The organism is Paucimonas lemoignei (genome assembly GCF_004342585.1).
GTDB lineage: Bacteria > Pseudomonadota > Gammaproteobacteria > Burkholderiales > Burkholderiaceae_D > Paucimonas > Paucimonas lemoignei.
The window spans coordinates 63,649-78,800 of sequence record NZ_SLZQ01000005.1 but is presented as its reverse complement, the minus strand read 5'-3'; the positions used below and the strand labels follow the sequence as shown (position 1 = coordinate 78,800).

The 15,152-nt window shown below is 61.3% G+C and carries 10 protein-coding genes; 3 read left to right on the top strand and 7 right to left on the bottom strand.

Annotated features, from left to right (window positions below):
* Positions 1 to 14: 14 nt before the first annotated feature.
* Positions 15 to 1,391 (top strand): phosphomannomutase/phosphoglucomutase, encoded by a 1,377-nt coding sequence (locus EDC30_RS09420; protein ID WP_132258580.1) that lies wholly within the window; start codon positions 15 to 17, stop codon positions 1,389 to 1,391.
* A 144-nt stretch (positions 1,392 to 1,535) separates the two neighbouring features.
* A complete protein-coding gene (gene waaA, locus EDC30_RS09415; RefSeq protein WP_132258579.1) occupies positions 1,536 to 2,807 on the top strand; it encodes a lipid IV(A) 3-deoxy-D-manno-octulosonic acid transferase in 1,272 nt (423 codons plus the stop codon).
* 46 nt (positions 2,808 to 2,853) lie between these two features.
* Here the strand turns inward: waaA and EDC30_RS09410 are convergent, their stop codons facing one another.
* Genes EDC30_RS09410 through EDC30_RS09400 form a run of 3 tightly spaced genes read right to left on the bottom strand, consistent with a single transcriptional unit; the run spans position 2,854 to position 8,638 of the window.
* A complete protein-coding gene (locus EDC30_RS09410; RefSeq protein ID WP_132258578.1) occupies positions 2,854 to 4,263 on the bottom strand; it encodes an efflux transporter outer membrane subunit in 1,410 nt (469 codons plus the stop codon).
* Positions 4,260 to 7,412: an efflux RND transporter permease subunit gene (locus EDC30_RS09405; protein ID WP_132258577.1), complete on the bottom strand. Its 3,153-nt coding sequence runs from the start codon at positions 7,410 to 7,412 to the stop codon at positions 4,260 to 4,262. Before EDC30_RS09405 ends, EDC30_RS09410 begins: the two co-directional genes overlap by 4 nt.
* Before the next feature lie 23 nt (positions 7,413 to 7,435).
* Entirely contained in the window at positions 7,436 to 8,638 is a 1,203-nt protein-coding gene (locus EDC30_RS09400; RefSeq protein WP_132258576.1) for an efflux RND transporter periplasmic adaptor subunit, read from the bottom strand.
* Between the two features lie 221 nt (positions 8,639 to 8,859).
* Here EDC30_RS09400 and EDC30_RS09395 point away from each other — a divergent pair, with 221 nt between their 5' ends.
* Positions 8,860 to 9,501, top strand: a complete 642-nt coding sequence (locus tag EDC30_RS09395; protein ID WP_132258575.1) for a TetR family transcriptional regulator — start codon at positions 8,860 to 8,862, stop codon at positions 9,499 to 9,501.
* A gap of 19 nt (positions 9,502 to 9,520) precedes the next feature.
* Here EDC30_RS09395 and EDC30_RS09390 read toward each other — a convergent pair whose 3' ends face one another.
* Genes EDC30_RS09390 through EDC30_RS09375 form a run of 4 tightly spaced genes read right to left on the bottom strand, consistent with a single transcriptional unit; the run spans position 9,521 to position 15,144 of the window.
* Positions 9,521 to 10,828, bottom strand: a complete 1,308-nt coding sequence (locus EDC30_RS09390) for a TolC family outer membrane protein (RefSeq protein WP_132258574.1) — start codon at positions 10,826 to 10,828, stop codon at positions 9,521 to 9,523.
* A gap of 39 nt (positions 10,829 to 10,867) precedes the next feature.
* The gene (locus tag EDC30_RS09385) at positions 10,868 to 11,191 is read right to left on the bottom strand and encodes a rhodanese-like domain-containing protein (RefSeq protein ID WP_132258573.1); all 324 of its coding nucleotides are present in this window, start codon (positions 11,189 to 11,191) and stop codon (positions 10,868 to 10,870) included.
* A 9-nt stretch (positions 11,192 to 11,200) separates the two neighbouring features.
* Entirely contained in the window at positions 11,201 to 11,866 is a 666-nt protein-coding gene (locus EDC30_RS09380) for a protein-L-isoaspartate O-methyltransferase family protein (RefSeq protein ID WP_132258572.1), read from the bottom strand.
* 59 nt (positions 11,867 to 11,925) lie between these two features.
* Entirely contained in the window at positions 11,926 to 15,144 is a 3,219-nt protein-coding gene (locus tag EDC30_RS09375) for an efflux RND transporter permease subunit (RefSeq protein ID WP_132258571.1), read from the bottom strand.
* Between the last annotated feature and the right edge of the window lie 8 nt (positions 15,145 to 15,152).

Below are 15,152 nucleotides of genomic sequence, written 5' to 3'. Positions count from 1 at the left end.
CAACGAAAGTCGACATGGTGAATCTCTCGCAAAGCATTTTCAAGGCATACGATATTCGCGGCGTCATTGGCAAAACCCTGGATGCCGGCATCGCCAGAAAAATTGGCCAGGCATTCGGCAGCGCGGTGCGCGCCAAGGGTGAATCGACTGTCGTGATCGGCCGTGACGGCCGCCTGTCAGGGCCGGAACTGGCCAGCGCCTTGGCCGAGGGATTGCAATCGACGGGCATCAATGTCATCGACCTTGGCGTGGTGGCCACGCCGCTGGTGTATTTCGGCACGCAGGTGCTGGATGCGCGTTCCGGCATCATGGTCACCGGCAGCCACAACCCTCCCGATTACAACGGTTTCAAGATGGTGCTGGCTGGTGACGCCATTTATGGCGACGCCATTCAGGCCCTGTATCAAACCATCGTCAAGAGCGAGTTCGCGACGGGTGAGGGCAACTATCGTCAGCATGATCTCAAGGATGCCTATCTGCAGCGGATCGTCAGCGACGTCAAGCTGGCGCGGCCGATGAAGATCGCCGTCGATTGCGGCAATGGCGTGGCCGGCGCCTTCGCGGGCGATCTGTTCCGCGCCATGGGTTGTGAAGTCACTGAACTGTTTTGCGAAGTCGATGGCAATTTCCCCAATCATCATCCCGACCCGGCCCATCCGGAAAACCTGCAAGACCTGATCCGCTGCCTGCAGGATGGCGATGCGGAAATCGGCCTGGCTTTCGATGGCGATGGCGACCGTCTGGGTGTCGTGACCAAGGATGGGCAAATCATTTACCCGGACCGGCAATTGATGCTGTTTGCCGAAGAGGTGTTGTCGCGCAATCCGGGGCAACAGATTTTGTATGACGTGAAATGCACCCGCCATCTGGCGCCATGGATCAGCCAGCGCGGCGGCCAGCCGCTGATGTGGAAGACCGGTCACTCGCTGGTCAAGGCCAAGATGCGCGAAACCGGCGCACCGCTGGGCGGCGAGATGAGCGGCCACATCTTTTTCAAGGATCGCTGGTACGGCTTCGACGACGGTTTGTATGCCGGTGCGCGCCTGCTGGAATTGCTGAGCCGGCAGAAGGATGCTTCCGCCATCCTGAATGCCTTGCCGCAATCGGTGTCGACGCCGGAGCTGCAGTTGAAATTGCAGGAAGGCGAAAACTTCACGCTGATCAGCAAGCTGCAAGGCGAGGCGCGCTTCCCCGGCGCCGATCAGGTCATCACGATCGATGGCTTGCGCGTCGAATACCCGGACGGTTTCGGATTGGCGCGTTCTTCCAATACCACGCCGGTGATCGTGATGCGTTTCGAAGCAGAGTCGCTGGAAGCCTTGCAGCGCATTCAGGGTGAGTTCAAGCGTGTCATTCTCGGCGCCAAGCCCGACGCTGTGCTTCCATACTGATGCGTCAGCTGCAATCGCCGGAACCGGGCGCAACAAACGGACAGGCGGCATAATAAGGCCGATGACAAGCATGCATTTCCCCATCGGCTTTGCCGCGTCGGCAAGGTCTTTTCCTAAGCGGTCTGCAGGCCGCTTTTTCCATTGATGCGCCGCTTATACACGCTTGCCTGGTGGCTTGTCTTGCCGCTCGTTCTGCTGCGTCTGTATTGGCGCGGCCGCTATGAGCCTGGCTACCGGCAGCACATTGCCGAGCGGCTCGGCTTTTACGGCAATATCGGGCATGATTCGCAACGCCGCCTGTTGTGGGTGCATGCGGTTTCCGTCGGTGAAACCAGGGCTGCCGAACCGTTGATCGATAGCCTGCTGGCTGCCTATCCGGACGCCGATATTTTGCTGACCCATATGACACCGACCGGGCGTGCCACCGGCAAGGCCTTGTTTGGCAAGCATGGTAGTCGCGTGATCCAGGCTTTTTCGCCGTATGACACCGGTTGGATGGTACGTCGCTTTCTGAAGCATTTTCAGCCGCGCATTTGCATGCTGATGGAAACCGAGGTGTGGCCCAACCTGATTGCCGGATGCGTTGCCCGGCAGGTTCCAGTCACGTTGATAAATGCGCGCCTGTCTGAACGTTCTCTAAAACGGGCGAAGCGCCTGTCGAGCCTGATGGAAGAAGCAGCCAGGGGTTTTGCCTGCATCGCTGCGCAAACCGAGGCCGATGCGGCGCGTTTGCGCCAGATGGGCGCAGCGAACGTCCATGTCACCGGCAGCATCAAGTTTGACGTCACGCCGCCTCCGGAAATTCTGATTCGCGGTACTGCGCTGCGTGCCCAGATCGGCACGCGCCCGGTCCTGCTGTGCGCCAGCACGCGCGAGGGGGAAGAGCAGCTGATCCTGGATGCCATGGCGCAGTGCGATATGCAGCAGGTGCTGGTCATCATTGTGCCGCGCCATCCTCAGCGCTTCGACGAGGTGGCGCGCATGATTGCCCTGCGCAACATGATGCTATGCCGTCGTTCGGAGCTGGGGACGAACTGGATCGGCCCTGAGGTGCAGGTATTGCTGGGTGATTCGATGGGAGAGATGTTCGCTTACTATGCCGCCTGCGACGTGGCATTCATCGGCGGTAGCCTGCTACCGCTGGGCGGCCAGAACCTTATCGAGGCCTGTGCGCTTGGCAAGCCCGTGCTGATCGGTCCGCACACCCATAATTTCCTCATGATCAGCGAAGATGCGGTGAATGCCGGCGCCGCCATCCGCATTCCCGATGCGGCAACCATGCTGCAGCAGGCATCGCGTCTGCTGCATTCGGATGTAGAGCGCATCGTCATGGGTGCCAAGGCCAAGGCCTTTGCGGAGCAGCACCGGGGCGCCACTGCCAGGACGATGGCGCTGCTCGAACCGCTGATCAAATAATCGCCGGCAACGTGATGGCGCCATGACTAAGGCGACAGGTTGAGGCCTATTTCGCAGCAACTGCAGCGTTTTCCAGCAAGCCGCCGCCAAGCGCGCGGTACAAGTCGATGGCATTCGTCAGTCGCAGCAGCCGGGTTTGTACCAGCGTCTGTTCCGCGCTGAACAACTCGCGTTGCGCATCCAGCACTTCCAGCGAATTGGCGACGCCATTCTGAAAGCGCAGGTCGGCCAGTTTCAGGCGTTCGGCCTGCGCAGCCGTGACGGCCTGTTGCGCATCGAGCTGCTCGTTCAGCGTGCCGCGGGCGACAAGCGCATCGGCCACTTCGCGGAATGCCACCTGGATGGATTTTTCATAGTCGGCGATGGCGATGTTCTTGCGGACATGCGCCAGATCCAGGTTGCCACTGTTGCGGCCTGCGTCAAAAATAGGCAAGGTCAGCTGCGGTACGAAGGACCAGGTGCGCGATCCGGCATCGAACAAGCCCGACAAGGTATTGCTGGCGGTGCCCAGCCCTGCAGTCAGCGAAATGCGCGGGAAAAATGCAGCACGCGCGGCGCCGATGTTGGCGTTGGCGGCCAGCAGGCGTTGTTCGGCGGCGCGGATATCCGGGCGCTGCGTCAGCAAGTCCGACGGCAGACCGGCAGGCAATTCCGTCACGATGCCTTGCGATTCCAGAGGCTGAGCTGCGGACAGGTTAGTGCGCGGATTGCCAACCAAAAGTGCCAGCGCATTGCCGGCTTGCGCACGCTGGCGGGCCAGTGTCGCCAGTGCCACGCGCGCCGAACCGACCAGGGTTTCGTTCAGGCGCAGATCAAGCGCGGAGGAAGCGCCGACGTCAAAGCGCTGCTTGGCCAGGCGGAAGGCTTCTTCCCGGCCTTCCAGCGTCTTCTTGGCCAATGCATATTGCTCGTCGAACGCCCGTTCGGCAAGGTAAGCCTTGGCAACTTCCGCGATCAGGCTGATCTGGGCAGCCTTGCGCGCTTCCTCCGTGGAGAGGTATTGCGCCAGCGAGGCCTCGTTGAGACTCTGTACACGGCCGAAGAAGTCCAGCTCGAAGGATGCTAGCGAGAGACCGACCTGGTAACTGCGCGTGACCGCCGATACGCCAGCGGGAGACTGCGAGGTCGATATCCGTGCATTCGAATCGGATACCACGCCGTTCAGGTTGGGGAGCAGATCTGCAGCCTGAATATTGTAGAGCGCACGCGCTTCTTCGATACGCAGGGCGGCTGTGCGCAAGTCACGGTTGTTTTCGAGCGCCGAGGCGATCAATGCCTGCAGGCGGGCATCCGTAAAGAATTCGCGCCATCCCAGTTCATTGGCTTTACGTGCTGTGCCGGCGGTGTCGGCGGGGAAGCTTGCCGCTACCGGTGCTGCCGGGCGCTCGTAGCGCGGCGCCAGCGTGCAGCCCGCCAACAGGCTTGCCGCGAGCAGGCAAAGGGCAGGTTTGATCATACAACTTCTCCTTCCTTCTGTTCTTCCAGGTGTGCGGCATACATGCGGCGCTGCCGCTCGCTTCCCTTGAAAATTCTTCTGACGACGACAAAGAAGACAGGCACCAGGAACACCGCCAGGACCGTCGCGGTGATCATGCCGCCCATGACGCCGGTCCCGATGGCGCGCTGGCTGGCCGAACCGGCCCCTGATGCGATCACCAGGGGCAAGACGCCGAGGATGAATGCCAGCGAAGTCATGATAATCGGGCGGAAGCGCAGTTGCGCCGCTTCAAGGGTCGCTTCGATCAAGCCTTTGCCTTGGGCATGCAAATCCTTGGCAAATTCGATGATCAGAATAGCGTTCTTGGCCGACAAGCCGATGATGGCGATCAGGCCCACCTTGAAATATACATCGTTGGGCAAGCCGCGTATCGACGCGCCCAGGAGCGAACCGAGAATGCCGAGCGGCACCACCAGCATCACCGCCAGCGGAATCGACGTGCTTTCATAGAGCGCGGCCAGCACCAGGAACACCGCCAGCAAGGACAGCAGGAACAATGCCGGCGCTTGCGAGCCGGAAGTTTTTTCTTCGAAAGACTGGCCCGTCCACTCGTAGCCGATACCGGCCGGCAGTTGCGCCGCCAGTTTTTCCATTTCTTCCATCGCTTCGCCGGTGCTGCGGCCTTGCGCGGCTTCACCCGAGATGCGGTAGGCCGGATAACCGTTGAAGCGCACCAGCTGCACCGGTCCGGTGGTCCAGCGCGAAGTGGCGAAGGATGACAGCGGAACCATCGTGCCTCGATTGTTGCGCACGTACAGCCGCATCAAGTCTTCCGGCTGCAGGCGTTGCGGCGCATCGACCTGGACGATGACGCGTTGCTGGCGTCCCTGGTTCGGAAAGTCGTTGACATAGCTGGTGCCGATCGCGGTCGAGATGGTCGCGTTGATATCGGCAAAGCTCAAGCCGAGCGCATTGGCCTTGTCACGATCGATGTCCAGTTGCAGCTGCGGCGTATGCTCCAGGCCTTCGGGACGCACGCCCTTGAGCACGGTGCTGTTGGCCGCCAGTTGCAGGAGCTGGTTGCGCGCGGCCAGCAAGGCGTCCGGGCCGAGGCCGGCACGGTCTTGCAGGCGGAAGGTAAAGCCGGAGGCATTGCCCAGTTCGCGGATCGGCGGCGGATTGACCGGAAAGATGATGGCGTCGCGGATCTTCGACAACTCTCCCTTGGCGCGCTCAACGATGGCAAGTGCGGAGTCGTTCGGGCCGCGTTCTTTCCAATCCTTCAGCGACACGAAAGTCAGGCCGGCATTCTGGCCGCGTCCCGAAAAGCTGTAGCCGAGCACCGCAATGACATGGTCTACCGCGGGCTGCTTCATGTAATAGTCTTCTACCTGTTTGATCACTTCCAACGTGCGGCCGGTGGAGGCGCCAGGCGGCAGCTGGATGTTCGTCATCACATACCCCTGGTCTTCACTGGGGAGGAAGGATGACGGCAGACGGGAGTACATCAACGCCACGCAGCCGATGATTGCCGCATAGATCACCATGTAACGCATCGATTTGCCGAGCATTTTCGCAACCATGCCCTGGTAGCCGACGGAAGCGCTATGGAAACGGCGGTTGAACCAGCCGAAGAAGCCTTTCTTTTCATGATGGTGTCCGGGCTCGATGGGCTTCAGCAGCGTGGCGCACAAAGCTGGCGTCAGCGTCAGCGCCATCAGCGCGGAAAAGACCATCGATGCCACCATCGACAGCGAGAATTGCCGGTAAATCGCGCCGACCGCGCCGCCAAAGAAAGCCATCGGGATGAACACCGCGATCAGCACCAGCGTGATGCCAATGATGGCGCCGGTGATCTGGCCCATGGCCTTGCGGGTGGCATCGCGCGGCGACAAGCCTTCCTCGCTCATGATGCGCTCGACGTTTTCCACCACCACGATGGCATCGTCGACCAGGATGCCGATCGCCAGCACCATGCCGAACATGGTCAGCACATTGATCGAGTAACCGAAGGCCAGCATGGTCGCCAGCGTACCCAAGAGCGCGACCGGCACGACGATGGTCGGGATCAGCGTGTAGCGGATATTCTGCAGGAACAGGTACATCACCAAAAACACCAGCAGCACGGCTTCGAAGAGCGTCTTGACCACTTCTTCAATAGAAATCTTGACGAACAGCGAGGTGTCGTAAGGGATCTCGTACTTCATGCCGGCCGGGAAGTAGCGCTTGAGCTCTTCCATCTTGGCGCGAATCGCCGTGGCGGTGCCAAGCGCATTGGCGGTCGGCGAAAGCTGTACGCTGATCGCCGCGCTGGGGCTGGCGTTGGTGCGCGCCGAAGTGGCGTAAGTCTGTCCACCGATCTCGATCTTGGCGACGTCAGCCAGCCGCACCACCGAGCCATCGGGATTGGCGCGCAGGACGATCTTGCCGAATTCCTCGGCGCTGCCAAGCTGGCCTTTGACGATGACGCTGGCGGCGATTTGCTGCGTGCCGGGGCTGGGCAGATCGCCCAGCGTGCCGCCCGAAACTTGCGCATTCTGCGCGCGGATGGCATTGGTGACATCGGCAGGCGTCAGCTTCAGCCCAGCCAATTTAGCGGGATCAACCCAGACACGCATGGCGCGCTCGGTGCCGAACAGTTGCGCCTGGCCGACGCCGGGCACGCGCTTGATTTCGTTGAGCACATTGCGCGACAGGTAATCGCCCAGCGCAACCGGGTCAAGGCTGCCATCGGTGGTGGTCAGGGTAATGAACAGCAGGATGTTGCTGCGCGCCTTATTGACCTGCACGCCTTGCTGCAGAACGGCCTGCGGCAGGCGGGGCTCGACGCGCTTGATACGGTTTTGCACGTCGACAGCGGCGAGATCAGGATTGGTGCCCGGCACGAACGTGACCGTGGTCATGGCCACGCCATTGGACTGGCTTTCCGATTCGATGTATTGCAAGCCATCGGCGCCGTTCATTTCCTGCTCGATGATGTTGGTGACGCTTTCGTCCAGGATTTTCGCGGTCGCGCCGGGATACGTGGCAGTGATGACGATCGAAGGCGGCGCAATGGTCGGATACTGCGCTACCGGCAGGCCGCGGATCGACAGCAGGCCGGCCAGCATGATGAACAACGCGATCACCCAGGCGAAAACCGGGCGGTCGATAAAAAATTTTGCCATGACGGGGTTCCTGTGCGGTTGCTTTATTGGGCCTTAACCTGCAAGGCGACCGGCTTGCCATCCTTGGCGGCCTTGCCCGCATCTCCAGGCGTCCACGTCACGGCTTTGACGGTTGCCCCTGGCTTCACTTTTTGCACGCCTTCGACGATGATGCGGTCGCCCGGCTTCAATCCTTCGCTGACGATCCACGCATCACCCTGGCTGCGGTCGGCCTTGACCGGCTTGACGGCGACATTGTTGTTGGGATCCACCACCATCACGCTGGCGCCGTCGGCGCCGCGTTGCACCGCTTGCTGCGGCACCACGATGGCGTTTTCGCTGACCGCCTGTTCCAGTTGCGCACGCACGAACAGCCCCGGCATCAGCAGGCGGTCGGGATTCGGAAACACGGCGCGCACGATGACTCCCCCGGTGCTTTCATCCACCGTCATGTCGGAAAACAGCAGTTTGCCCGGATGCGGATAGGGACGGCCATCTTCCATCAGCAATCTCACCTTGGCTTCGCCGCGGCCGACGCTTTTCAACTGGCCAGCTGCCAATGCCTGGCGCAGCTGCAGCACTTCGGAACTGGATTGGGTCAGATTGACGTAAATCGGGTCGAGTTGCTGGATCGTGGCCAGAGGCGTGGCCTCGTTTTGCCCGACCAGCGCGCCTTCGGTGACCTGAGCACGGCCGATACGGCCGGTAATCGGCGCCGTCACCGTGGCGTATCCGAGATTCAGGCGTGCCGTCGCCAGTGCCGCCTTGGCGGTGGCGACATCGGCGGCAGCCTGTTTTTGAGCCGCCGTCACGTCATCAAATTCCTGCTTGCTGATGGCATTGGTATCCACCAGCGCGGCATAGCGTTGTGCCTTCAGGGTGATTTGCGCGAGGTTGGCTTCAGCCTTGGCCAGAGCTGCCTGGGCGCTCTGGAAAGTCGCCTGGAATGGCGCATCGTCGATGCGAAACAGTACGTCTCCAGCCTTGACATCGCTGCCCTCATGAAAGGCTCGCTGCAGCACGATACCGGGTACGCGCGCACGAACTTGCGCAATGCGCGCCGCTTCCAGCCTGCCCGGCAGATCGGTGCTGAGGGCCACGCGCTGCGGCGCCACGGTAAGCACGGCCACTTCAGCGGGAGGAGGCGCAGCGGGAGCCTTGGCTGCACCGGCCTGATCGACACAGGCGCTTAACATGGCGGAGACGGCAAGAATGGCGAACGGGGTGAAACGGCCGAGTGAATTCATGGCTAGCTCGTACAAAAATGATGAAGCCGCCGGGCACGGTCGCCGGTCGGCGTGACAATGCTGCTGAAGTGAGCCGGTTATTCTATTTTGGTAATGACTGGCTTGGCGGTATTATATATATACATTCACTGTTGTATGTAAATTTTCCCCGGCTGTTGTAACTTGCGATATAGCTTGTAATGCGCTGCCTGTGCATGCAGTTTCCGGATAATTAACACGATATGGCAAGAGCAACCAAAGCAGAAGCGCTGGAAACGCGCAGCCGGATTCTCGATGCGGCGGAGGATGTCTTTCACCGGCAGGGCGTGGCGCGCACTTCGCTGGCGGAAATTGCCCAAGCGGCAAATGTCACGCGCGGCGCGATTTACTGGCATTTCAAGAACAAGCTGGAGTTGTTTAACGCGATGTGTGAACGGGTGCGCCTGCCGATGGTGGAAATGGTGCGGGAAAGCGCGGAGGGCACTGGCGACGATCCTCTGGGCCAATTACAGGTAACTTGTCTGTTCGTTCTTCGCGAGACTGCCGTTAACCCGCATGCGCGCAAGGTGTTCGCGATCCTGTTTCACCGTTGCGAATACAGCGATACCGCCCAGGAATTCATCGCTCTGCAGCAGGATACGCTGAATACCGGCGCACGCAATATCGAACGCACGCTCAAAAACGCTGTTGCGCACGGCCAGCTGTCGCCTGACCTGGATACGAAGCTGGCCGCCATCCTGTTTCACGCCAGCTGGCGCGGTTTGCTCAGTAATTGGCTGATCTCGCCGGAGAGCTTCGATTTGGCGCGAGATGCCCAGCGCCTGGTTGATGCCTGCATGGATAGCCTGCAGCAAGCGCCGTCATTGCGGCGCAGCGCAGGTTAGTGAAGAGACTTAAGAAGATTTAAGGCTGCAACAGGGTGTTGACCGCTGCCAGGTCCTCTTCCTTGAGCGTGCCGGCGGCGGACTTGAGCCGCAAGCCATTGACGATGGTGTCATAGCGCGCCTTGGCCAGGTTCTGGCGGGTGGTGTAGAGCTGCTGTTGCGCATTGAGCACATCGATATTGATGCGAACGCCTACCTGGTAGCCCAGGCGGTTCGATTCCAGCGCCAGCTGGCTGGAGCGTTCCGCCGCTTCCAGCGCCTTTACCTGCGCCAGGCCGCTGGTCACGCCAAGATAAGCCTGGCGCGCGGACTGGGCGGCGGTGCGGCGGATGTTTTCCAGGTCGCTTCTAGCCTTGTCTTCCAGGGCAATCGCTTCGCGTACCCGGCTGGTGGTACCGAAACCCGAAAAGATCGGAATGGTCCATTGCACGCCGACGCTGGTGCTGTCGGTCGTGCCGCTTGGCGTGGTCAGGGTGCTGACGCTCTGGTTGTTGCGGGTGCGGGACGCCACCAGGTCGACAGTCGGCAAGTGGCCGGCGCGATTGCGGCTGATCTCGCGATGGGCAATTTCCAGGGCCAGTTGCTGGCCGATGACGCTGTAGTTCTGTTTTTCGGCGCTTTCCACCCACTGGTCGAGTTGGGCTGGTGCCGGCGCATTGATTTGCACGCCCGGGCGCAGTCCTGCGAGGTCACCGGCCGGCTTGCCGATGATCTGCTGCAGCGCATTGCGCTTGATATCCAGGTCGTTTTGCGCCGCCAGTTCCTGCGCGATCGTGAGGTCGTAGCGGGCTTGCGCTTCCTGGGTATCGGTGATGGTGGCGGTGCCGACCTCGAAATTGCGCTTGGCCGAGGCCAGCTGTTCGGAGATGGCTGTCTTTTGCGCCCGCAGCGACGTCAGCGTATCCTGCGAGGCCAGCACGTCGAAGTAGGCTTGCGAAACGCGCACGATCAAATCCTGCTGGGCCTGGGCGAATTGCGCTTCGCTGGCGGCTACCGACAGTTTGCTTTGCTGGTACTGTTCCCAGTTCGCCCAGCGAAACAGCGGCTGAGAAAGGGAAATGCCGTAGTTATTAGTGCGCACGTTGCGCCCGAAGGCGGGCGAATCGATCTCGCTGCGGGTATAGCTGCCGGACGCTCCGATGGTGGGCAGCAGGCCGGCGCGGCCTTGCGTCTCCCGTTCCTGGCCGGCCGCGAGCGTGGCCCGTGCGCTGGTATAGACCGGGTCATTGGCGAGCGCCTGCTGATAGACCTGCAGCAGGTCGAGCGCATGGGCAGACAATGACAGGAAACTGCCGGCGAGCAGCGAGGCAATCAGGGTGGGGCGCATTACTTGTTCTCCGTAGGGCGATCCGGCTTTCGAATCCGGTTAATACGTGGGCATTTCGGGGTCGACCTGCTGCGCCCAGGCATGAACGCCGCCGGTCAGGTTCAGGATGTTGGCATAGCCATGCTGCTCGAGAAAACGGGCAACCTGCATGCTGCGCATGCCGTGATGGCAGATGCAGACGATGGTGGCCTCGTCATCCAGTTCGCCCATTCGCGCCGGTACGGTTTGCATCGGCATCGGCACCGCACCCTCGATATGGCAATAGGCGAACTCATCGGGTTCGCGCACATCCAGCAGGAGCGGCGCTTCGCGCGAGTCGTCCGCCAGCCAGGCTGCCAATTCGGGTGCGGTGAGATGCTGCATAGTGATGTCCTAGAAGCGGAATTGCGAAGGAGCGACCGCGTTCTTCAGCGGCTTGACGTTGGTTTCGAACAGCTTGACGGTGTTGTACGCCGTGTCGGACACGCGGGTGACCAGTTCGGCCGACATGACCGGCGCCGAGCCGACTATGGCCAGGATGCGGCCGCCGATCTTGATCTGTTGCAGGAAGCTTTCCGGCAGTACCGGCAAGCCGCCCGACACGACGATCACGTCATATGGCGCCGCATCGCTGCCGGAACCGGCCCAGCCGCGAGCGCCGTCGCCCAGTTCCACCTTGACGTTGGTAATGCCGTTGGCTGCCAGGTTCTTTTCCGCCAGTGCCTTCAACTCCGGCTCGATCTCGACGGTGGTGACATGGCGTGCCTTGTGTGCCAGCAGTGCGGCCATGTAGCCGGAGCCGGTGCCGATTTCCAGCACGTTTTCATGCTTCTTGAGCGCGACTTCCTGCAGGATGCGCGCCTCCAGCTTGGGGGTGAACATGTTTTGCCCGCACGGCAGGGGAATCTCGGTATCCATGAACGCCAGGTTCTTGTGATCGGCCGGCACGAAATCTTCACGCTTGACGACCAGCAGCGTATCCAGGACTTCCTGGTCCAGCACATCCCAGGGGCGGATCTGCTGTTCAATCATGTTAAAGCGGGCTTGTTCAATGTTCATGGTTTTGGCTCACTGCGAAAAAATAAAATTAGGGCTTGCTGAAACAACCTCTCATTCTATCAAATGGGGTCCTCGTGGCGCGACTGCGGCAGGGCTTCCAGGCTGGCGGCGCCGCTGCTCTGGCGAATGCCCAGCCTGGCCTTGGCCCAGACCGTGAAATCGTCCAGGTAGGTATAAATCACCGGCACCACCACCAGCGTCAGCAGCGACGAAGTAATGATGCCGCCGATGACAGCCTGGCCCATCGGCGCGCGCTGCTCGGAACCCTCCGCCATGCCGAAAGCCAGCGGCACCATGCCGAACACCATGGCCAGCGTCGTCATCAGGATCGGGCGCAGGCGGACGTGAGCCGCTTCCAGCAATGCGGCGCCGCGCTCCATGCCCTGTTTTCTTGCCTGATTGGCAAAATCCACCAGCAGGATGGCATTCTTGGTCACCAGGCCCATGAGCATGATGAAGCCGATGATGGAGAACATGTTCAGCGTCGAGCGGAACATCATCAGTGCCAGGAAGACGCCGATCAGTGTCAGCGGCAGCGAAGACATGATGGCGATCGGCTGCAGGAAGCTGGCGAATTGCGAAGCCAGGATCATGTAAATGAAGATCACTGCCAGTAACAGCGCTGCCAGGGCATAGCCGAAGGATTCGTTCATGCTCTTGGTGGCGCCGCCGATCTGGTAACGATAGCCCGGCGGCCAAGCCATGGCATCCAGGACCGCCTTGACATCGGCGCTGGCTTGTCCCGCCGAGCGGCCGACCACGTTGGCGGAGAGTTCGACTTCACGGTTCAGATCGCGCCGGTTGATCTGGTTGGCGCCCAGCGATGGCGTGATGTCTGCCACCTGGCGCAGTGGCACCATCTTCGGCGTGCCGTCGGCATTGGTCTGGCTGCTGGCCAGCATCAGGCGCGACAGGTCGTCGATATCGCGGCGCTCGTCCGGCGCCAGGCGCACGTTGACGTCGTAGTTCTGATCATCTGGGGCGCGCCAGCTGCTGGCTGCTTCGCCTGCCAGCAAGGGGCGCAGCGCCATGCCGATCTGTGCCACGCCCACGCCGAGGTCGGCGCCGATTTCACGCCGGGGCACGACCGAAATGGTGGGCTTTTGCGCTTTCAGGCTGGAGTCCAGGTCGACCACGCCGGGAATCGCATGCATCTTGTCCTGGACTTGCTCGGACAACCGCGCCAGCTGGTTCAGGTCCGGCCCAAGAATGGACAGGCGCATCTGCTTGTTGTCGCCGCCGACGCCATCCAGCGAGCCGATGTGGGTGACGGTGATGCCGGCTACCTGAGAGAGACGCTGGCGCAACGGTTGCGCCAGTTGGATCGTGCTGCGTGTGCGCTCGCTGCGCGGCTTCAGGCGGACAAAGGTGGTGACGTAGTTTTTGCCCTGGGCGGCGCCGGTGTTGATAGTCGTGTAGAGGTCGCGCACTTCCGGGAATTCGCGCAAAACCGCTTCGACCTGGCGCGCCTTGGTCTCGGTGAATTCCAGCGAGGAGCCAACCGGCGTGTTATATGTCACGCCGGTTTCCGAATAATCGGCCTGCGGCACGAATTCCGAGCCGATCAGGCCGGTAGCGGGAATCAGGAAACCGCCGAAGAAGGTGGCCGCGGCGATCGCCAGTGTGGCCTTGCGATGCCGGAGTGACCATTTCAGCAAGCTTTGATACGTTACCGACAGCCATTGCACGAAACGCTCGAACTGTTCCAGCACGCGACCGATGGTGTGCGCATACCAGCCGCGGCGCGGACCCTGGCGGCCATGCACCGCGGGATCGGGCCAGATGGAAGACAGCATCGGGTCCAGCGTGAAGGAGACGAACATCGAGATCAGCACGGCCGCCGTCACGGTAATGCCGAACTGGTGGAAGAAGCGCCCGATGATGCCGCCCATGAAGCCGACCGGCAGGAACACAGCGACGATCGAGAAGGTTGTCGCCAGCACGGCCAGGCCGATTTCCTTAGTGCCTTCGAGAGCAGCGGTGCGGTGGCTCTTGTAGCGGCCGTTGACCTTCATGCCGGCGTGACGCACGATGTTTTCCCGCACCACGATCGCATCGTCGATCAACAGCCCCACGCACAGCGACAGCGCCATCAGGGTGATCATGTTGATGGTGAAGCCGAACATGTACATGAACAGGAAGGTGCCGATCAGCGCCACCGGCAGGGTCAGGCCGGTGATGACGGTCGAGCGCCAGGAGTTCAGGAACAGGAACACGATCAGAATGGTCAGGATCGCGCCTTCGAACAGCGTCTGCCGCACATTCTGTACGCCGGTGCGAATCTGGCGCGAACTATCCTTGATGACTTCGAGCTTCACGCCAGGGTAGAGCGCCTTCAGCGTTGGCTGGAGCTCCTTGATGGCGGCATCCAGACCATCGGTGACTTCGATGGTGTTCTGGCCCTGCGCCTTGAGGATATCCAGTGCCAGGGTGCGCTGGCCGTTATAGAGCGCCAGGCTTTCCTGCTCCTGCTGGCCATCCACCACGGTGGCGATCTGCGACAGCAATACCGGCTGGCCGCCGCGGCGGGCGACGATCAGTCGGTTGAAATCGGCCGGGTCCTTGATGCGGCCCTGGATCTGCACGACGTTTTCATTGCTTTGCGTACGCACGGCGCCGGCAGGCAATTCCTGGTTTTCATTGCGCAAGGCCTGGATCACCTGGTCGACGCCGATGCCGAGCGCTTCCATTTCGGTCGGCTTGATATAGATGTTAATTTCGCGCATGACGCCGCCGACCAGCGTCACCGAGCCGACGCCGCGGACATTTTCCAGGCGCTTCTTGACCACCTGGTCGGCAATCACCGTCAGCTCGCGCATGCTGTGCGCTGTGGCGCTGCCGTCATTGGCAACCGAGACCGAATAGATCGGCCGGTCCGCCGGGTCGAAACGCGTCACGCGCGGTTCCTTGACCTCATCGCGGAATGCCGCCTTGACCAGCGCCACCTTTTCGCGCACATCCTGCGCCGCCTGGGCCGGGTCGACCGTCAGGGTGAATTCGATGATGACCACCGACGAGCCTTCATAGGAGCGCGAGGTCAGACTGTTGATGCCGTTAATGGTGTTGACCGCCTCCTCGACCTTGCGGGTGACGTCGGACTCGACCGTTTCCGGCGAAGCGCCGGGATAGTCGGTCTGCACCACGACCACCGGAAATGTCACGTCCGGGAACTGGTCCACCGGCAGGCGCTTGTAGGAGAAGAGGCCGAGCACCACGAAGGCCATCATCATCATGGTGGCCAGGACCGGGTTGCCGATGCTAATGCGGGTAAACCACATATGTTCAG